The 19,463-nt window shown below is 45.9% G+C and carries 16 protein-coding genes and 1 pseudogene; 4 read left to right on the top strand and 13 right to left on the bottom strand.

Going from position 1 to position 19,463, the window contains the following annotated elements; all coding sequences use genetic code 11:
* Positions 1–2 precede the first annotated feature (2 nt).
* Positions 3–554, top strand: a complete 552-nt coding sequence (gene rrtA, locus ACLIIY_RS10345; RefSeq protein WP_020196003.1) for a rhombosortase — start codon at positions 3–5, stop codon at positions 552–554.
* A 122-nt stretch (positions 555–676) separates the two neighbouring features.
* Here the strand turns inward: rrtA and ACLIIY_RS10350 are convergent, their stop codons facing one another.
* The 8 genes and pseudogenes from ACLIIY_RS10350 to ACLIIY_RS10385 all read right to left on the bottom strand — a co-directional run bounded on the left by ACLIIY_RS10350 (position 677) and on the right by ACLIIY_RS10385 (position 10,018).
* Positions 677–976 (bottom strand): ComEA family DNA-binding protein, encoded by a 300-nt coding sequence (locus tag ACLIIY_RS10350; protein ID WP_020196004.1) that lies wholly within the window; start codon positions 974–976, stop codon positions 677–679.
* 146 nt (positions 977–1,122) lie between these two features.
* Entirely contained in the window at positions 1,123–2,982 is a 1,860-nt protein-coding gene (ppiD, locus tag ACLIIY_RS10355; protein WP_020196005.1) for a peptidylprolyl isomerase, read from the bottom strand.
* Positions 2,983–3,196: 214 nt separating this feature from the next.
* Positions 3,197–3,469 carry an HU family DNA-binding protein gene (locus ACLIIY_RS10360; RefSeq protein WP_005430934.1) on the bottom strand — a complete coding sequence of 91 codons (273 nt, stop codon included), beginning with the start codon at positions 3,467–3,469 and terminating at the stop codon, positions 3,197–3,199.
* A gap of 191 nt (positions 3,470–3,660) precedes the next feature.
* Positions 3,661–6,012, bottom strand: a complete 2,352-nt coding sequence (gene lon, locus ACLIIY_RS10365) for an endopeptidase La (RefSeq protein ID WP_005437599.1) — start codon at positions 6,010–6,012, stop codon at positions 3,661–3,663.
* 130 nt (positions 6,013–6,142) lie between these two features.
* A complete protein-coding gene (gene clpX / locus ACLIIY_RS10370; protein ID WP_005430932.1) occupies positions 6,143–7,423 on the bottom strand; it encodes an ATP-dependent protease ATP-binding subunit ClpX in 1,281 nt (426 codons plus the stop codon).
* A 71-nt stretch (positions 7,424–7,494) separates the two neighbouring features.
* Entirely contained in the window at positions 7,495–8,121 is a 627-nt protein-coding gene (gene clpP, locus ACLIIY_RS10375) for an ATP-dependent Clp endopeptidase proteolytic subunit ClpP (protein ID WP_005430931.1), read from the bottom strand.
* A gap of 105 nt (positions 8,122–8,226) precedes the next feature.
* A complete protein-coding gene (tig, locus tag ACLIIY_RS10380) occupies positions 8,227–9,531 on the bottom strand; it encodes a trigger factor (protein ID WP_005437602.1) in 1,305 nt (434 codons plus the stop codon).
* 274 nt (positions 9,532–9,805) lie between these two features.
* Positions 9,806–10,018: pseudogene (locus tag ACLIIY_RS10385) on the bottom strand (hypothetical protein).
* 41 nt (positions 10,019–10,059) lie between these two features.
* Here ACLIIY_RS10385 and ACLIIY_RS10390 point away from each other — a divergent pair.
* The 3 genes from ACLIIY_RS10390 to ACLIIY_RS10400 all read left to right on the top strand — a co-directional run bounded on the left by ACLIIY_RS10390 (position 10,060) and on the right by ACLIIY_RS10400 (position 13,467).
* Entirely contained in the window at positions 10,060–11,865 is a 1,806-nt protein-coding gene (locus ACLIIY_RS10390; RefSeq protein ID WP_434527567.1) for a sensor histidine kinase, read from the top strand.
* A 4-nt stretch (positions 11,866–11,869) separates the two neighbouring features.
* Entirely contained in the window at positions 11,870–13,207 is a 1,338-nt protein-coding gene (locus ACLIIY_RS10395; RefSeq protein ID WP_434527568.1) for a sigma-54-dependent transcriptional regulator, read from the top strand.
* Between the two features lie 77 nt (positions 13,208–13,284).
* The gene (locus ACLIIY_RS10400) at positions 13,285–13,467 is read left to right on the top strand and encodes a hypothetical protein (protein WP_020196008.1); all 183 of its coding nucleotides are present in this window, start codon (positions 13,285–13,287) and stop codon (positions 13,465–13,467) included.
* Positions 13,468–13,524: 57 nt separating this feature from the next.
* On the opposite strand, the gene ACLIIY_RS10405 is transcribed toward ACLIIY_RS10400, so the two are convergent.
* The 5 genes from ACLIIY_RS10405 to ACLIIY_RS10425 all read right to left on the bottom strand — a co-directional run bounded on the left by ACLIIY_RS10405 (position 13,525) and on the right by ACLIIY_RS10425 (position 19,358).
* A complete protein-coding gene (locus ACLIIY_RS10405; RefSeq protein ID WP_005437607.1) occupies positions 13,525–14,886 on the bottom strand; it encodes a TRAP transporter large permease in 1,362 nt (453 codons plus the stop codon).
* A 3-nt stretch (positions 14,887–14,889) separates the two neighbouring features.
* Entirely contained in the window at positions 14,890–15,561 is a 672-nt protein-coding gene (locus ACLIIY_RS10410) for a TRAP transporter small permease (RefSeq protein ID WP_020196009.1), read from the bottom strand.
* Between the two features lie 118 nt (positions 15,562–15,679).
* Complete coding sequence (locus ACLIIY_RS10415) at positions 15,680–16,675, bottom strand: TRAP transporter substrate-binding protein (protein ID WP_020196010.1); 996 nt, start codon at positions 16,673–16,675, stop codon at positions 15,680–15,682.
* Positions 16,676–16,889: 214 nt separating this feature from the next.
* Positions 16,890–18,359: a protein adenylyltransferase SelO gene (locus tag ACLIIY_RS10420; protein ID WP_434527569.1), complete on the bottom strand. Its 1,470-nt coding sequence runs from the start codon at positions 18,357–18,359 to the stop codon at positions 16,890–16,892.
* 183 nt (positions 18,360–18,542) lie between these two features.
* The gene (locus tag ACLIIY_RS10425) at positions 18,543–19,358 is read right to left on the bottom strand and encodes a sugar transporter (protein WP_408737712.1); all 816 of its coding nucleotides are present in this window, start codon (positions 19,356–19,358) and stop codon (positions 18,543–18,545) included.
* Positions 19,359–19,463 lie beyond the last annotated feature (105 nt).

The raw sequence follows: 19,463 nt of genomic DNA on the forward strand, positions 1-19,463 counted from the left end.
GAGTGAACCTTTATACATTGCTGAGCATAATCAGCGTTATCTGTTTAATACTGCAATTCGAACCAATGGCAAGCCTAACCGAATGGCACGCTTACAATATACGCCATGGCGAATGGTGGCGAATCGTAACAGGAAATCTGACGCATACCAACTTTGCTCACCTAGGGATGAATTTAGCGGGCTTATGGGTAATAGGATTCATCTTTCGCCCTTCGGTGCGTAACTTCTCTATCGTCTTTCTTGTTCTATGTACCTTCGTTGGTGCAATGAACTTATTCACCAATATGTCGGTTTACGTTGGACTGTCTGGAGTACTACACGGATTGTTTGGTTTCTGGGCTCTGGCAGAGGTTTTCGACGGTAGAAGAAGCAGTTTAGTACTGGTAGGCGGTTTAATTGCAAAAGTCGCTTGGGAGCAGTTCTACGGCCCTTCAACAAGCACGGCGGCAATGATTGGTGCTCGCGTCGCTGTTGATGCTCACCTATTTGGTGCTATCGGGGGGATGGGCATGGCTTGGCTAGAAAAACTAACGCATCGTCGTATATTCGGTTAATACGCTTGAATCTGAGTGAGCACAAACCTCGATAAAACAAAAAATCCCGAACCAGAAAAACGCTTTGGTTCGGGAAAGCAGTAATAGGAAACAGAACTTCGCTTTTCAAATCAAAGCGTGAATCAAAGTAAGATACGATCTTGGTTCTTTTTCACCGTCGCTTCACCAATGCCTTTCACTTTGCTTAAGTCCGCTGCGGTTTTAAATGGGCCATGTTCATTTCGGTACTCAACAATGTCTTGCGCTTTTTTCGTCCCAATACCATTCAGTAGTGTCGCAATTTCTTCCGCGGAAGCCGTATTCACATTAACGGTGATTTCAATGCCTTCATACTTGGCCGCTTTTGTCGTTACCGACTTGCCTTCTTCCGCCCAACTCATTGGCGCCAATAGCAGCAAGCACAGTGTTAACATCCATTTCATTTGAGTGTTCTCCACTAAATCGAATTATCAAAAACGAGGATCACTCTAGGAAAAGTGTTGCTGTCATAGAAGTTGGTTCAGACAAAAATAAAACGGGCCGCTAATGCGACCCGTTTTAGTTAACATGCAAATTACATCAGTAATGCTTAGTTGCTCACAACAAAGTACTCGATGTCAGTGTTTGCGCGCAGTACAGCGATTACTGAAGACAGGTCTAGCTGAGAAGACGCACGTTGCATTTGTGTCGCAACTTGCTCTTCTAGAGCGCTGTCTAGCTCTGCGTGAACCGCGTCTAGCTCAACAACCACAATGTTGCCTTCTAGGTCTTTAGATTGACCGTATACAGGCTTGCCATCGACTGGTTTCGCCATCGCAAATACTGTTGATGCTAGCGGAGAACGACGGTCTACAGACTCTTGCTCACCAAACGCTAGGTTATTTTCAGCAAGAATGTCTTTGTTACCTTCTTTCAGAGCCGCAACAACTTTAGTACCTAGTTCGATTGCGCCTTGCTCACCTTTAACGCGAGATAGCTCAGCAACCACTTGGTCTTTCACTTCGTCTAGAGGAAGTACAGTCTCATCACGAGCATCTTCAACGCGAACAACGATGATGTGCTCTGGTGCAACTTCGATTGCTTCAGAGTTTAGGCCATCTTCTTTCACTTCAGGGCTTAGAATCGCTTGCATTACCGCTTGGTTCTTAAGCACTTCTGGAGCATCAGCTTGAGAGATGAAGTCTGTTGTCTTCACTTTTTGGCCAACAGCTTTAGATGCGTCATCTAGAGAGTCAGGGAACTCAAACGCCACTTTTTCAAGTTCGTTTTGTAGTTCGTAAAATTGATCAACCGCTTTCTGGTCAATCATCTCTTGTTTGATTTCAGCCGCAACTTCTGAGTAAGGCTTAGCAACCGCACCTTTTAGCTCTTCAAGCTTGATGATGTGGTAACCGAAGTCAGACTTCACCAGACCAGTCATATCGCCTGGATTCTTAAGAGCAAATGCCGCTTCTTCAAATGCTGGGTCCATTACATCGCGCTCAATCCAACCCAGGTCGCCGCCGTTTTCTGCGCTACCAAAGTCGTCTGATTTTTCTTTCGCTACTGTTGCGAAGTCAGCGCCTGCGTTTAGCTCGTCAAGAATCGCTTGTGCTTTCGCTTCGTCATCACCCTCAACTAGGATGTGCGCTACGCGACGTTGCTCTTCTGTAGAGTACTTGTCTAGGTGCTCGTCGTAGTATTTCTTAACGTCTTCGTCAGAAACTTGAACTTGCTTCTTAAGCTCTTCAGCTGAAAGCTCAATGTAAGCAACTTTAACTTGCTCAGGACGAGTGAACATGTCTGGGTTTGCTTTGTAGTAGTCTTGAATTTCTTCATCAGTCAAATCTACTTTCTTAGCAAACTCATTCAAATCGATAGTGATTGTGCGAACGTCACGAGTTTGAGTGAACAGTTTACCTTCTGCCTGAACTTCGCCAGGTAGTGTGAATTCACTTGTTTGAAGTGCGTTCAGTAGTTGCTCACGAACCAATTCACGGCGCATGTACTCTGCAAATGAGTCTGGAGAGAAACCAGCACGACGCAGAGACGCTTGGTAAATGTCTTGATCAAATTGACCGTTAGATTGGAACTGAGGCATGTCTAGAATCATGCTACGTACTTGTGCATCGCTAATGCGTAGACCAAGCGCTTCTGCTTGTTGGTCAAGCAGCACGTCGTTGATCATGCGATCTAGAACAGATTTGCGGAAAGATTCAACGTATGCAGGGTCAGCCAGCATTTGAGAGAAGTAATCACCCAATTGAGCTTGCATGCGGTTGCGCTCATTTTGGTATGCCATCTCGAACTCACCACGAGCAATCTCGGTGTTACCTACTTTCGCTGCTGAGTTGTTGTTGCCACCAACGATGTAGCTACCTACACCTGCAAATACGAAAGATAGGATGATAAGTCCAAGGATAATTTTGACCGCGATGCTGTTCACGCCTTCGCGTAGTCGATCCATCATAATTTAACTGCTCTCCACAATTGAAGCCGACTGCTTCTAATAGAAAATGTAATGTCGCGATAATATCAGAAAAAGAAATGCGCATCAGTAGGATGCGCATAATTTAAAAAAGTTCGGCTCTTAGTTTGTAAATTTTTGTTCAAATTTGACTATTTGAGCAAAAGTTATGCAATGGCCGTCAGCAGAACTAGCTTTGTGTCAGTGACACAAAGAATTAGTTACAAGCGTCTTTTAGAGCTTTACCAGCTTTGAAAGAAGGTACTTTAGCTTCTGCGATTTGGATTTCTTCACCAGTTTTTGGGTTACGACCTGTGCGTGCTGCACGAGTACGTACGCTGAACGTACCGAAGCCAACAAGAGCAACTTGGTCACCAGACTGAAGCGTACCACTTACTGCTTCGATGAATGCGTCTAGAGCGCGACCAGCTGATGCTTTAGAGATGTCTGCGTTTTCTGCGATTTGTTCTACTAGTTGAGTTTTATTCACTGTGATTTCCCCTTTGTGTCATCTGTGATTATTTTTGTGATGACGTTCGTTCCATAATTAAGAAAATATGCTCCACCCCTTATTCTTCAAGGGCTGGAAGCTATCGAACTTAACTTAGCGTCCAAAAAAAACGCTGACAAGCCTTTTTAGGCCTATCAGCGTAAAGTTTTACTTATTTTTGCTGCACATCACTATTTTTGAGACTCAAACTCAACGCCTGTCGGGTCTCGCTCTAGTGCAACTTTAAGAACTTCGTCGATCCACTGTACTGGGATAACCTGCAGATCCGCGATAACATTTTCTGGAATCTCTTCCAAATCACGCTCGTTGTCCTTCGGAATCAGTACGGTTTTGATGCCACCACGGTGTGCCGCAAGTAACTTCTCTTTTAGACCGCCGATAGGTAGAACTTCACCACGTAGCGTGATCTCACCTGTCATACCCACTTCTGCTTTTACAGGGTTACCCGTCAAGCTAGAAACCAGTGCTGTACACATTGCGATACCCGCACTTGGGCCGTCTTTTGGTGTAGCACCTTCCGGTACGTGTACGTGGATATCACGTTTCTCGTAGAAGTCTGAGTTGATACCCAGTTTCTCGGCACGTGAACGAACAACCGTCATTGCTGCTTGGATAGACTCTTTCATAACGTCGCCAAGAGAACCGGTTTGCGTTAGCTTACCTTTACCCGGCATCGCTTCCGTTTCGATCGTAAGAAGGTCACCGCCCACTTGTGTCCAAGCTAGGCCAGTTACTTGACCGATACGGTTGCTGTCATCCGCTTTACCGAAATCATGACGTTGAACACCTAAGTATTCTTTTAGGTTTTCCATCGTAACTGTCACTGACTTCAAGCTCGTATCCAGCAGGATGTTTTTCACTGCTTTACGACAGATTTTAGAAATCTCACGCTCTAGGCTACGTACACCCGCTTCACGCGTGTAGTAACGAATAATGCCGATGATTGCAGAATCTTCGATGGTAATTTCGTTTGGTTTCAGACCATTACGCTTAACTTGTTTATCAACAAGGTGACGTTTTGCGATGTTTAGTTTCTCGTCTTCTGTGTAACCAGACAGACGAATCACTTCCATACGGTCTAGTAGAGGACCAGGAATATCCATCGAGTTAGACGTCGCAACGAACATAACGTCAGATAGATCGTAATCTACCTCTAGGTAATGGTCGTTAAACGCGTTGTTTTGTTCTGGGTCTAGAACTTCCAACAGTGCTGAAGATGGATCGCCACGCATGTCTGAAGACATCTTGTCGATTTCATCCAGAAGGAACAGTGGGTTTTTCACGCCTACTTTCGACATCTTCTGAATAAGTTTGCCTGGTAGCGAACCAATGTATGTACGACGGTGACCGCGGATTTCAGCTTCATCACGTACACCACCCAGTGCCATACGCGTGTACTTACGACCCGTTGCCGCTGCAATAGAGCGACCTAGCGATGTTTTACCAACACCAGGAGGACCAACAAGACAAAGGATTGGACCTTTCAGTTTGTTGATACGGTTTTGTACCGCTAAGTACTCAAGAATACGTTCTTTTACGCGCTCTAGGCCGTAGTGGTCTTCGTTCAGAATTTCTTCTGCTTTCGCAAGGTTCTTCTTCACTTTAGAGCGCTTGTTCCAAGGCACGCTTACCATCCAATCGATATAGCTGCGTACCACTGTCGCTTCTGCAGACATTGGAGACATCATCTTAAGCTTTTGCAGCTCTTGTTCTGTCTTTTCACGCGCATCCTGAGGCATTTTAGATTCTTCAATCTTTTGCTTCAGTGTCTCGAATTCGTCAGGCGCATCTTCCATCTCGCCAAGTTCTTTCTGAATCGCTTTCATTTGCTCATTCAGGTAGTACTCGCGCTGAGATTTTTCCATCTGCTTCTTAACACGACCGCGGATGCGTTTCTCAACTTGAAGAAGATCGATCTCTGATTCCATCTGCCCCATTAGGAACTCTAGACGCTCAGTTACATCGATGATTTCAAGTACTTGTTGTTTGTCTACAAGCTTAAGAGGCATGTGCGCTGCAATGGTATCTGCTAGGCGCGCCGCTTCGTCAATACCGCTTAGCGAAGTGAGCACTTCTGGCGGGATCTTTTTGTTTAGCTTGATGAAGCCTTCAAATTGGTTGATAGCGCTGCGAACAATCACTTCTTGCTCACGCTCTTCAAGTTCAGGCGTTACCACAAACTCTGCCTCAGCAAGGAAGAATTCGCTTTCTTTAAAGTGGTTGATCTTCGCGCGTTGCTGGCCTTCAACCAGCACTTTAACCGTGCCGTCAGGTAGCTTAAGAAGTTGGAGGATGGTTGCAACCGTACCTACTTCAAATAGGTCGTCAACCGTCGGCTCATCAGTGTCCGCTTGCTTTTGTGCCACAAGCAGAACTTGTTTGTTTGTTTCCATCGCTGTTTCTAAACAGCTAATCGATTTTTCACGACCAACAAACAATGGAATAACCATGTGTGGGTAGACCACTACGTCACGTAGAGGTAATACCGGGATCTCGATACGCTCGGAACGTTCCAAGTTCATATAATTCTCTCTTCCGCTTTCACGTTTAACGTATTACTTAAGGCAGTATATGGGGTCTAATTATTTGGATTCAATAAGAGAAATAAAAAAAGGAGGTAATTACTTACCTCCTTTCTATTCATGGCTGAATTTATTCTGCTCCAGCGGCCTGATTGTCGGCGTTGCTGTAAATGAGCAATGGTTCTGATTCACCGTTAATCACTGATTCATCAATCACGACTTTACTCACGTCCGTCGCTGATGGCAGTTCATACATGGTTTCTAGCAGAACGCTTTCTAGGATTGAGCGTAGACCACGAGCACCCGTTTTACGCTCCATTGCTTTCTTAGCGATAGCACGTAGCGCGTCTTCACGGAACTCAAGTTCAGCGTCTTCTAGTTCGAACAATGCTGCATATTGCTTGGTCAGTGCGTTCTTCGGTTCACATAGGATCTGAATTAGCGCTTCTTCATCAAGCTCTGTCAGTGTTGTTGTTACTGGTAGACGACCGATAAACTCAGGGATAAGGCCGTATTTCACTAGATCTTCAGGCTCTACCTGAGTAAATAGTTCACCGACTGTTTTGGTTTCGTTCTTAGAGCGCACTTCTGCGCCAAAACCAATACCTGTGCCTGTCGCTACACGCTGTTCAATCACTTTATCTAGGCCAGCAAATGCACCACCACAGATGAACAGGATCTTAGACGTGTCCACTTGTAGGAATTCTTGCTGTGGATGCTTACGACCACCTTGTGGTGGAACCGATGCAACCGTACCTTCGATAAGTTTTAGTAGCGCCTGCTGAACACCTTCACCAGATACGTCACGCGTAATAGATGGGTTTTCAGCTTTGCGAGAAATCTTGTCAATTTCGTCAATGTATACAATGCCGCGTTCAGCCTTCGCTACATCGTAATCACATTTTTGCAGAAGCTTCTGGATGATGTTTTCAACGTCTTCACCTACGTAACCAGCTTCGGTTAGTGTAGTAGCGTCGGCCATTGTAAATGGCACATCCAAGAATCGAGCTAGCGTCTCAGCAAGCAGAGTTTTACCACTACCCGTTGGACCAATTAGAAGGATGTTACTCTTACCAAGCTCCACACCTTCGCTCGTTGTATCACCATTGCGTAAACGCTTGTAGTGGTTATATACCGCAACTGCGAGCACTTTTTTCGCGTAATCTTGTCCGATCACATAGTCATCAAGGTGTTCACGGATCTGTTTTGGCGTTGGTAACGCTTCAGATTCTTTCTTAGGGAGAACATCCTTGATTTCTTCGCGAATGATATCGTTACATAAGTCGACACACTCGTCGCAAATGTAAACTGACGGACCTGCGATTAGCTTGCGAACTTCGTGCTGACTTTTGCCACAGAAAGAGCAGTACAGCAATTTGCCGCTGCCGCTTTCTTTGCTTTTATCTGTCATTCGCTAACCTCTTAGCCTTTACTCTTTATGAATGAGTGTATATCAAATTTAGCCAAAATGCGCTGGCTAAATTACTCGCCGCGGTGGCTCAACACTGCATCCACAATACCGTATTCTACAGCCTGATCTGCCGACATGAAGTTATCACGATCAGTATCGCGTTCAATCACTTCAAGAGGCTGGCCTGTATGCTCTGCCAATAGGTTGTTTAGCTTCTGCTTGATGGTCAGGATTTCCTGAGCATGGATTTGGATATCAGAAGCCTGACCTTGGAAGCCACCAAGTGGTTGGTGGATCATCACACGTGAGTTAGGCAGAACGTAACGCTTACCCGGCGCACCACCTGCAAGCAGGAACGCACCCATTGAGCAAGCTTGACCCATACATACTGTGCTCACATTTGGCTTGATGAACTGCATGGTGTCGTAAATAGACATACCTGCTGTTACGCTGCCGCCTGGTGAGTTGATGTATAGGAAAATATCTTTATCTGGATTTTCAGATTCTAGGAAAAGTAGCTGAGCCACGACAAGGTTTGCCATGTGGTCTTCCACTTGACCGGTTAAAAAGATCACGCGCTCTTTAAGCAAGCGTGAGTAAATGTCGTAAGAGCGTTCGCCGCGGGAAGTTTGTTCAACCACCATTGGCACTAGCGCGTCAATAATTGGCGACATTGCATTTTTTTCTTGGTAGCTCATATTCTTATGTCCCTAAAATAAATGGCCCGGATGATGTGTATCATACGGACCATTGTTAGCAGAATAGTCGACGTTAAGTCAACCTTCTACGCAAGATATTGCTTATTAAGCAGCAGGTTGTTGGTTAAGTAGCTCGTTGAAGCTTACTTCTTTCTCAGTAACCTGTGCTTTAGCGATGATCGCGTCGATTGCTTGCTCTTCTAGAGCAACGTTACGCATGTTGTTCATCATTTGCTCGTTTTGCTCGTAGTAAGCAATAACTTCTGATGGATCTTCGTAAGCTGTTGCCATCTCTTCGATTAGCGCTTTAACTTTCTCGTCGTCAGCTTTTAGCTCTTCAGACTTGATTACTTCACCTAGAAGAAGACCAACTACAACGCGACGTTTAGCTTGCTCTTCGAACAGTTCACGTGGAAGCTGTGCAGCTGCTTCTGGGTTGCCACCGAAGCGTTGAGAAGCTTGTTGACGAAGAACTTGGATTTCTTGGTCGATAAGTGCAGCTGGTACGTCGATTTCGTTTTGCTCAACTAGACCGTCGATAGCTTGCTCTTTGATGCGGTTCTTAACAGCTTGCTTAAGTTCGCGCTCCATGTTCTTACGAACTTCAGCTTTAAGTGCTTCAACGCCACCTTCAGCAACACCGAACTTAGAAACGAACTCGTCGTTTAGTTCTGGTAGTTCACGAGCTTCAACTTTGTTCACTTTGATTGCGAACTTAGCTGCTTTACCTTTTAGGTTTTCAGCGTGGTAATCTTCTGGGAAGTTTACGTCGATTTCGAATTCCATACCTTTAGTTTTACCTTCGATACCGTCTTCGAAACCTGGGATCATGCGACCAGCGCCCATTTCTAGTGGGAAGTTCTCAGCTTTACCGCCTTCGAACTCTTCACCGTCGATAGAACCAACGAAGTCGATGCTTACGCGCTTACCAGCTTCTGCAGCTTCTTCAACTTCTGCCCAAGTAGCTTGTTGCTTACGTAGAGTTTCGATCATCTCTTCTACGTCTGCATCGTTAACTTCTGTTGTTGGTTTTTCAACAGTGATGCTTTCTAGGCCTTTTAGTTCAACTTCTGGGTAAACTTCGAAAGTTGCAGTGAATACTAGATCTGCGCCTTCGTTGTTTTCAACTGGAGCGAAAGTTGGTGCGCCAGCTGGGTTGATTTTCTCTTTTACGATCGCTTCGATGAAGTGACGTTGCATAACTTCACCAAGAACGTCTTGACGTACTGCTTTGCCGTACATCTTAGCAACCATTTTTAGAGGCACTTTACCCTTACGGAAACCATCGAAACGACGGTTTTTAGCGATGTTGCGTAGTTCAGCTGTTACAGCGTCTTCGATGTTTGCAGCTGGAACAGTAATGTTTAGACGGCGCTCTAGGCCTTCTAGCGTTTCAACAGTAACTTGCATTATATATAAACCTCTAAAGTGGCCCGGTCTTCCCGAGCGTATGAGCGAGACTCTGTGAGTTCACGCTTCATCCTTGTGTAGTGTCCTGTCCGAACACCTAATTTAAAATCGAGTATCGATGCTGAATCTCAACACCGGACTAATCAGTGATATCTTCGGCGTCATCACCAAAGGTATCTCCTATTAGCCTCAGGACAGAATTTTTAGACGCGACATTCTAGCGATCTGTCGCAACCCTGTCGAGCCAATAGCCACTATGTGGACATTGTCTGCGCTAAATTCTCGAATACCGACTCAAAAAATAGCGAAAAATGCGATTTGAATACCGCTTCAACGCTGCCAGCATATCTAGAATGGGGACAATAGCGACTTTTTCAAGAGAATCGACAGCTTTTTTTATTGAAAAGCCTAAAAAGAGATCTTGCTCTTGTTTTACTCCACAGAGTTGGAAACTAAATCCCTATTCATTCCTACAAACCATTAACATTTCCTTATGTGGTAAAAGGGAAGGTAGCAAGGAGCGTAAGGATGTCGCAAAGAAACCGTATTCTACTGATTTTTTTCGCCTTCTATTTCTTTTGCGCGTTCGCCGGCGGACATTGGGTTTGGAATGCCAGTTACCAGTCCTTGCTCGATAAACACCAGTCCCAATTGGAGCGTTTTTCTAGCCACATTCAAAACAAGTTAGACAAATACGCCCACATCCCTCACCTACTTTCAAAAGACGAACCTTTGGTTGAAGCGCTGCTCAATCCGAACAACAGTGCACAGCTAGAAATCACTAATCGGTACTTAGAGTCCGTCAATGATGTTATTGCTGCAGCGGACACTTATTTGATCGACAAATGGGGCACAACGATCGCAGCCAGTAACTGGCGTAAAGAGCGTTCGTTTATTGGCCGCAACTTCGCTTTCCGCCCTTACTTCAAACAAGCGATTATTGGTCAGCGAGCGGAATACTATGCACTGGGTTCTACCTCAGGAAAGCGAGGCTATTACTATTCCTATCCTCTTGTGTATGCAGGAGGCGTTTTAGGCGTCGTTGTAGTCAAAATGGATTTAAGCAAGATAGAAGACAATTGGCAGCAGCCGAAAAGCATCTTTGTTGCGAGTGACCCAAACGGCATTATTTTTATGAGCAGTCGTAGTGATTGGCTATTCAAAAGCTTACAACCACTCGACGAACCAAAAGCTGCTGAAGTTTGGGCCAGTCGCCAGTATTTAGATACCACGATTGAATCTCTAGGTTTTGTTGGCGACATGGGGTTAACCCACACAGAGGCGAAGCAAGGCTACCCTTACAACAAAGGAACCTTGGTGATCTCTTCTCTTCCTTTGAAAGAGCTCAAACTCACGATTCGAGTATTGTCTCCAAAGCAGTCCGTGGTTTGGATAACGATGGGCTATTTGCTCGTCTTGACGCTTGTCTTCACTGTGTTGTTTTTGGTTGGTCAGCTTATCTATCACCGTCAACAGCGTCACCTTCAACTGGAACGGATTCAACAAGAAGCCAATCAAAAGCTGGAATATCAAGTGATGGCACGAACGGCCGAGTTACAAGCAGAGATTGCTCAACGCATTGAAACCGAACAAACCCTTCGTCTAACCCAAGATGAATTGGTGCAAGCAGCGAAGCTGGCGGTGTTGGGGCAAATGTCAGCCAGCATCAGCCATGAGCTCAACAACCCGTTAGCAGCTATTCGCAGTTTTGCTGAGAACGGCAAATTGTTCCTAGAAAAAGAAAAGTTCGAGCGTGTCGAAGACAACCTCACTCGCATTTCTGCCCTTACAGACCGGATGGCGAACATCAGTCAGCAGTTGCGCTCATTCGCGAAGAAAACCAGTGGCAATGAATTGGTACATACTCACCTATTGCCGATTATCGCTTCAGTAAAAGAGTTGATGAAGCCAGCACTGAAATCAGCTCGCGTAACCTTGGATACGAATTTGTTGGAGCAGGATGTAGAAGTACAGCTCAATACCATCCAGTTAGAACAAGTGTTAGTAAACTTGCTCACCAATGCTATAGAGGCACTTAAGGAGCATGACGACAAACAAGTTGTGCTCTCTGTAGAGCAAGACAGCGAGGCCAAACTCGTCTGGATTCATGTGGATGACAACGGCACAGGGCTTGGCGATTTTACCCTTTCAGAACTGTGTGAACCTTTCCTCACCAACAAACAAAACGGCTTGGGATTGGGGCTTTCTATATCACAACAAATCTTAGCCGGAATGAACGGCAAATTAAGCGCTCAGAATCGAGAACAAGGCGGTGCTCGATTCTCACTCTGCTTACCTATTGTTTCACCAATCGCCGCACAACCAGAAGGATGAGACCATGTGTCAGGTGTTTTTTATTGACGACGAAGCCGATCTCAGACTCGCCATCGAGCAAACCTTTGAACTGGCGGACATCGATGCCAAGTTTTTCCCGGATGCAGAATCGGCTTTAATTGCCATGCAGCAAGGCGAAGAAGTTGGCGTCGTGGTCACCGATATCTGTTTGCCGGGCATTTCTGGTATGGATTTGCTGACTACACTCACTCAGCGCGACTCCAACCTACCCGTCATCATGATCACCGGACATGGTGATATTTCTATGGCAGTGCAAGCCCTCCATCAAGGCGCTTACGACTTTATTGAGAAACCTTTTGCGCCAGAACATTTGGTAGAAACCGTCAAACGGGCAATCGAGAAACGCAAACTCACCAATGAAAATGAAAAACTGCGCCAATCACTCAAAGCCAGTAAAACCCTTGGTCCGCGAATCATTGGCGAAACCGCGAGTATCCAAATGCTGCGTGAAACTATCACTCACATTGCCGATACCGATGCGGATATCTTGCTGTTTGGAGAAACTGGCACAGGTAAAGAGCTCATTGCCCGTTCATTGCATGAGCAAAGTGCTCGTCGCAACCATAACTTTGTCGCCGTAAACTGCGGCGCCGTACCGGAAAACCTGATTGAGAGCGAGTTGTACGGGCACGAGAAAGGTGCGTTTACCGGAGCAGAAAGCCGTCGAATTGGTAAGTTTGAATTTGCTCAGGGCGGCACACTGTTTTTGGATGAAATCGAATCGATGCCGATTCAAGCACAAATCCGTTTGCTACGAGTGCTTCAAGAAAGAGTGATTGAGCGTGTTGGCTCTAACGAATTGCTGCCGTTGGATATTCGCGTCATTGCCGCAACCAAGGTCGACTTAAAACAAGCCGCAGAGGAAGGTGCATTTCGTCAGGATCTCTATTATCGCCTTAATGTGGTCACTCTCGATCTACCACCAATGCGCCAGCGCAAAGAAGACATTCCTGCGCTGTTCCATCACTTTTTATTGGTTGCCGCATCTCGTTACGGCAAAACCTCTCCTAGCCTCTCCTCACAAGATTTGGCTCAATTAATGGCGCATGATTGGCCGGGTAATGTGCGCGAACTACGAAATGCGGCTGAACGATTTGTCCTACTCGGTAAACTAATCCAATTGGGAGATACCGCCTCGACCTCACCACCTTCATCTAGCCTTGCTGAACAAGTGGCAGAATTTGAAAAAGCCGCGATAGAAAGTGCATTACTAGAGAACAGCGGCAGCATCAAACAAACCATGGAACAATTGAATGTGCCTCGAAAAACCCTGTATGACAAAATGCAACGCTATCAGATAGATAAGGATCTATATAAATAAAACGCCTTTTACGGTTTGTCGTTATATCCAACTTGAATCATACTTTTTATAACAACGGATTGATGGTTCATATGGATATGACAGAGAAAATTAGAATCCCCGTTATCACCGATACCGTGATGATCGATGGGCATTATCAAGAAGAGAGGCGTTCGGGAGAAGACCGGCGTAAAAACAAAAAGAAGTGGCATGGTTACGAGCGTAGAGTAAAGCCTGACCCGCGCAGACCAACCTACAAATCAATAGACGAAGAGGTGTGAATAGTCACACCTCTTTTTGTTTTCATCAACAGCGAATTAGGTTTACTTTCTATGTCGTTACTTAGTGATGATTTCTGGCCCCATCAATGTCGTTGGCAACCAAGTCGATACCCAAGGCACGTAAGTGACGATAATCAGGAAGAGGAACATCACCGCCACCCATGGTAATGCCGCTTTCACCACATTCATCATCGACATCTTCGCCACACCAGCGGTCACAAATAAGTTGAGCCCCACAGGCGGGGTTATCATGCCTATCTCCATGTTCACCACCATCATGATGCCAAGGTGGATCGGATCAATACCCAGTGCAATCGCGATTGGGAACACCAACGGTGCGACGATGATGAGCAAGCCGGACGGCTCCATGAACTGACCGCCAATCAGCAGCAACACGTTAACCACAATTAAGAAGGTAATCGGCCCTAGACCCGCTGATAGCATAGATTCGGTGATCATTTGCGGGATGCGTTCTTCGGTAAGCACGTGCTTAAGAATCAGAGCATTAGCAATGATGAACAGCAACATGATGGTCAACTTGCCCGCTTCATAAAGCGTATGCTTGGTATCTTTATGAACAAACGTTTGGAAGATTTTAACCAATGCAGGTTTGGTATTCTGCTTGTCGGCAAATGGCCCCATGTCTTTGTAGACAAAGTTGGCGATGAAGAACGAGTACACCGCCGCCACCGCAGCAGCTTCTGTCGGCGTAAAGATACCACCGTAGATACCACCAAGGATGATCACCACCAGCAATAACCCCCAGCTTGCGTCTTTGGCGGCATCGAAGGTTTCTTTCCAACCAACAAAAGGTTGTTTTGGCAGGTTCTTGATTCTCGCGGCAATGTAAATCGCGATCATCAACATCACACCCGCCAGCAAGCCCGGAATGACGCCACCAAGGAACATACGTCCAACCGACACATCCGTTGCGGCGGCATACACTACCATCACGATCGAAGGTGGGATCAAAATGCCCAGCGTACCCGCATTACAGATAACACCCGCCGCAAACTCTTTCGAGTAACCATTCTTGATCATACCAGCGATAACGATGCTACCAATCGCCACTACGGTTGCAGGGGATGACCCCGATAGCGCAGCAAACATCATACATGCCACGACAGATGCCATCGCTAAACCGCCGCGGAACCAGCCGACAATAGCAATTGCAAAGCGGATAATGCGCTTGGCAACACCGCCGGTAGACATAAAGCTTGAGGCCAAAATAAAGAAAGGAATCGCTAACAAAGTGTAGTGGCCAGCAAACGCGTTAAACAGTGTTTGGGCAACGGAAGCCAAAGACGCATCCGAGTGCATTAGTAAGAAAAGAATACTGGAAAGACCCAACGAGACAGCAATTGGCACACCGATCAGCATGAAGCCAATCACCATCAAGAATAAAAACAAAATATCCATGATTTATTGCTCCTTGCGATCTGATGATGAAGAACCATTCGGAATCGCATCTGCGGCATCACTGAGTTCTTCTTTTAACGCTTCTAACTCTTCCTCTGCTTCATGACCTGCGATCAAGCGATCCAGTTTGCCTGTTGCGATCTGCCAAGTGATTTGCACAAAACGGAAAGTGAGTAGCGCCATACCAAGGGGCAAAGCAAAGTAAGGAATGAACCGAGGCAGCTTCTCATAGCGCTCACCTTCATTGAGCCAGTCGGCGAGAAACTGAAACATCTCTGGCATCGGAATATCATCGGTCTCATACCACGCTCGCTCGGTGACAAACGGATACCAGTAATTCCAGGAGCCGACCAAAAGCAGAATAGAAAACGCTAGGCAACCAGCGGCTGCGAGCAGTGCGAGGATTTTTCGTTTCGGCTCCGACACCATATTGATGATGACATCGACACCGATGTGAAAATGCTTCTTCACACCGTAAGATGCGCCGACCAACACCATCCATGCGAACATGAACACCGTCAGTTCCAGCGCCCAAAGAATATTGTCGTTGAAGACATAGCGAAAAATCACATTGGCAAACGTCAGCAACGTCATCGCGCCAAGAAAGAACGCAATTAACGTCTCTTCAATGGCGTCGGTGATTCGCCCTGCCTTGGCAAAAAAAGTCTGTTCCATAATTACATCACGTCATTATTGGGAGAAAAGGGCCCTCTTCCCCATGAATGAGTACAAGAGGGCCAATCGTAGTGCTTTGTATTTTTACTTGTTCACTCAAAGAGCTTGGGCGAGCGGATTATTGATTGGATGCGAGTGCTGCATCGATAAGGTCTGAACCAATGTCTTTCTCGAACTTCTTCCACACAGGTTGCAGTGCAGTTACCCACTCTTGGCGCTGTTCTGGCGTTAGGGTACGTACCACACCACCCGCTTCGATGATGTTGTTCTTGTTTGCTAGGTTCACTTTGGTTGATTCAGCGTTACGTTGAGCCGTCACTTCTTGAATGATGGTGTTTAGCTGTTCACGCTGATCGTCTGGCAGGTTTTTCCAGAAGTCGTTCGATGTCACCACTAGGTAGTCAAGAATGCCGTGGTTGGTTTCGGTAATGCCATCTTGTACTTCAAAGAACTTCTTACCGTAAATGTTCGACCACGTATTTTCTTGGCCATCGATAACCTTAGTTTGAAGGCCACCGTACACTTCTTTGAAAGACATCTTTTGTGGGTTTGCACCAAGCTGTTCAAACTGAGCCACCAGTACGTCTGAAGCTTGTACACGGAACTTCAAACCTTCTGCATCGCTTGGTACCATCAGTGGCTTGTTGGCAGACATTTGCTTCATACCGTTATGCCAGAAAGCTAAGCCTTGTAGACCACGTCGTTTCATTGCGTTTTTCAGCTTTTCACCTGATTCCGAGTTTTGGAAACGGTCAACAGCCGCCACATCCTCGAATAGGAAAGGAAGGTCAAAGATGCGGTACTTCTTGGTGAATTTCTCAAACTTTGAAAGAGAAGGGGCAGCGAGTTGAACATCACCATTAAGTAGCGCTTCAAGCACCTTGTTATCATCGTACAGTGTCGAGTTAGGGAAAACCTGCATACAAACTTTGCCATTCATCTCTTCGTTCACGCGCTTTTCCAGTAACGAAGCAGCAATGCCTTTTGGATGCTTATCTGTGTTGGTCACGTGACTAAATTTGATCACGGTTTCACCAGGGTCACAGTTTGCGGCAGCGTTAAAGCTAGTGATAGCCAGAGCAGAAACAGACAATAGGGTTAGAGGCTTAAACATTATTATTCTCCTTGTTGAATCACATCCCATCCTTTCCATGAGTACCTAAATCGGTAGTGGGTAATGGGTACGGATGTTCAACAAAGAGCAAGTTGCAGACCAAGTTAATTATTCTTTATTAGTCAGCCACTTAAATGACAATGAGAAATCATGGATGAAGATAAGGGGTCAAATCCACCCACACTAGCCAACGAGATGGGTGGAAAATGACACATTAAGAAGAGCAGCTGATTTCCATCTTCTTGCCCCACTCAGGAGGCAACTTGGCATAATCATCAAACTCGGGCTGTTCATCATAAGGGCGCTTTAATAGCTCAGCCAGTCGGTTTACTTCACTGAAGTCCCCTTCCTCTGCCTTATCAATGGCAAGTTGAGCTAGGTAGTTACGTAGGATGTATTTCGGATTCGTTCGACGCATCTTCTCACAGCGAGTTTGTGCTGATACGCGCTCACCATTCTCGTCCACTTCTAACTCACAGCGAGCGAGATATAAGTCTACCCATGCACTTGCTTCTTCTCGATCAATAAACAAATCAATCACAGCTTGAGGCGACTTAACATCAAGGTTAGACAACTCACGGAAGAAGCGAGTGTAGTCAGCTTTATTTTGGCTCAACAATTCAAACATGGCTTCGAACAAGCGGCCGTCTTCGTCCACTTTGGTATGAAGACCGAGTTTGGCGCGCATTAGTTCACTGAATTTTTGACTCAGACGCACTTCAAATTTCCCTAAAGCGGCCTCAAGATCGTCTCTCTGTACAAGAGGCGACAAGGAGTGCGCCAAAGCAGAGAGATTCCACAGTGCAATACGCGGTTGCTGTTCAAAGGCGTAACGACCTTGGTAATCCGAGTGGTTGCAGATGTAATTAGGATCGTAGTCATCGAGGAAGCCAAACGGCCCGTAATCAAAGGTTTGCCCCAGAATCGACATGTTGTCAGTATTCATTACGCCATGGGCAAAACCATAAGCTTGCCAGTACGCGATCATCTCTGCGGTTTTCTCCACAACAGACTCAAACATGGCTGCGTATGGCTTTTCCGCTTGGGAGCACTCAGGGAAATGCCACTCAATCACTTTGTCAGCGAGCAGCTTTTGCTCCGCAAGTTGGTTGGTGTAGAAAAAGTGCTCGAAGTGACCAAAACGGATGTGGGTTTCTGTAACACGAATCAGTAGTGCGCCGTATTCCATCTTCTCGCGATAAACGGGTGTATCACTGTCCATCATACCCAACGCTCTGGTCGTAGGAATGCCAAGCCCTGCCATGGCTTCACTGCACAGATATTCTCGTATCGTAGAACGCAATACCGCTCGACCATCGCCCATTCGAGAATAAGGTGTAAGACCGGCCCCTTTGAGGTGAATGTCGAACCAAGTGCCATCTTGGTGCTGCATTTCAGCGAGCAGCAAGCCACGACCATCACCCAAGTCCGGGTTGTACACACCAAATTGATGGCCCGCGTACTTCATTGCCAGAGGAGCAAATGGCGCAAATTCTTTTTGTCCGGCAAACACATTCAACAACTCTTCGTTTTCGATTGCTGGTAAACCAAATTGCTGCGCGAACTCACCATTCCACACCACCCAGCGAGTGTTATCTAAAAGCTGCGGCGTAACATAGGTAAAAAATGCCGACGGCAGTTCACTGAATCGATGGGTAAAATTCACACCTTCCCAAACGGACATAGCGGTTCCTTAATAAACGACTTCCTAACCAACAGTATAAGCTGTGTGCAAGGTCACCTTCAGCCACGAATTATTCATGGGTATTTACGGTTCACGAAGAGGTTTGGGTTATTAGGAGAGAAAAAGAAGTTGGAAGCATGCCCCACGAACCAACAGTAATCATGGGGCAAGTATCAGATTCAATTAACCACGAAACTCATAAGCATCGCTTTGAGAGTCAGGCACACCTTTGAATTTAGCGCGCTCAATGTTCAGAATCGTTCGGTAGCTCAAAGACAAAAGTGCGATTTGGTAAGCACCAAAAATACCGAAGATCACACCAGACACAACAAATGCCAATATGTGATTGAACTCGGCAAAAATGAACTGGTTAACAGCGCCAACTAGCAGAGGAATGAGCCCCATCAAGACAAATATCTGCTTGTTATAAGGCTTGCTCTGTCTCCATGCGTCACCAAGGCTTCTAGGTTCACGATCTAGCGCCGTCGCTGGCAAAACTAACGACCAACGCGAAAGGATCCAATGACCTGGAATACTGGCAAGTAAGGTAATGATAGTGAAAGTTAACTCACTCGCTTCTCCACCTTCTGCCGCATACAAAAAGGTGACGATGAATATAGGAAGCGCCAATGTAAACATCATCGACAAACCAAACAAAATCCACCAACCAATAAAGCGCAGCTCGCGCATCGATAATCGCATCACATCTAGAGCAGAATGCATGTACTCATGTGCAAGGTAGATACGATGGATACGTACTACCGCCATTGCCGCGACCAGTGGATACAGCAAAAAAGTCGTCACAAAGAAGCCGGCACCAACGTTCGAAAAGTCAGGTTCTTGCGATCCTTGAACCAAGGCTCCTTGGTATTGAGTAATAAATATCGTGTGAACCACGATCAAAGGAATACACGCTATTACAATCGCGAGTAAGTTTGCCCTGACCATGCCCACTGCCTCTTGGCAAATAGCAGCAACAGAAAACGAATTATCAGACATAAAAATATCCTTACTTTTTATAAATGATTTAGCCATAGACTACGCCTCAAACGCGCAAAGCGTACAAAAATAAAAGTGAAATTCATCTCATAACAAAAAGATTAA

Origin of the sequence: Vibrio sp. K4 (genome assembly GCF_051122595.1) — a bacterium.
In the GTDB taxonomy this organism is placed as follows: domain Bacteria; phylum Pseudomonadota; class Gammaproteobacteria; order Enterobacterales; family Vibrionaceae; genus Vibrio; species Vibrio owensii.

Bases quoted from the DNA above. Each gene is read 5' to 3' on its own strand.
- ACLIIY_RS10350 (WP_020196004.1), bottom strand. From the start codon at position 976: ATGAAATGGATGTTAACACTGTGCTTGCTGCTATTGGCGCCAATGAGT.
- ppiD (WP_020196005.1), bottom strand. From the start codon at position 2,982: ATGATGGATCGACTACGCGAAGGCGTGAACAGCATCGCGGTCAAAATT.
- lon (WP_005437599.1), bottom strand. From the start codon at position 6,012: ATGAACTTGGAACGTTCCGAGCGTATCGAGATCCCGGTATTACCTCTA.
- clpX (WP_005430932.1), bottom strand. From the start codon at position 7,423: ATGACAGATAAAAGCAAAGAAAGCGGCAGCGGCAAATTGCTGTACTGC.
- clpP (WP_005430931.1), bottom strand. From the start codon at position 8,121: ATGAGCTACCAAGAAAAAAATGCAATGTCGCCAATTATTGACGCGCTA.
- tig (WP_005437602.1), bottom strand. From the start codon at position 9,531: ATGCAAGTTACTGTTGAAACGCTAGAAGGCCTAGAGCGCCGTCTAAAC.
- ACLIIY_RS10390 (WP_434527567.1), top strand. From the start codon at position 10,060: ATGTCGCAAAGAAACCGTATTCTACTGATTTTTTTCGCCTTCTATTTC.
- ACLIIY_RS10395 (WP_434527568.1), top strand. From the start codon at position 11,870: ATGTGTCAGGTGTTTTTTATTGACGACGAAGCCGATCTCAGACTCGCC.
- ACLIIY_RS10400 (WP_020196008.1), top strand. From the start codon at position 13,285: ATGACAGAGAAAATTAGAATCCCCGTTATCACCGATACCGTGATGATC.
- ACLIIY_RS10405 (WP_005437607.1), bottom strand. From the start codon at position 14,886: ATGGATATTTTGTTTTTATTCTTGATGGTGATTGGCTTCATGCTGATC.
- ACLIIY_RS10410 (WP_020196009.1), bottom strand. From the start codon at position 15,561: ATGGAACAGACTTTTTTTGCCAAGGCAGGGCGAATCACCGACGCCATT.
- ACLIIY_RS10415 (WP_020196010.1), bottom strand. From the start codon at position 16,675: ATGTTTAAGCCTCTAACCCTATTGTCTGTTTCTGCTCTGGCTATCACT.
- ACLIIY_RS10420 (WP_434527569.1), bottom strand. From the start codon at position 18,359: ATGTCCGTTTGGGAAGGTGTGAATTTTACCCATCGATTCAGTGAACTG.
- ACLIIY_RS10425 (WP_408737712.1), bottom strand. From the start codon at position 19,358: ATGTCTGATAATTCGTTTTCTGTTGCTGCTATTTGCCAAGAGGCAGTG.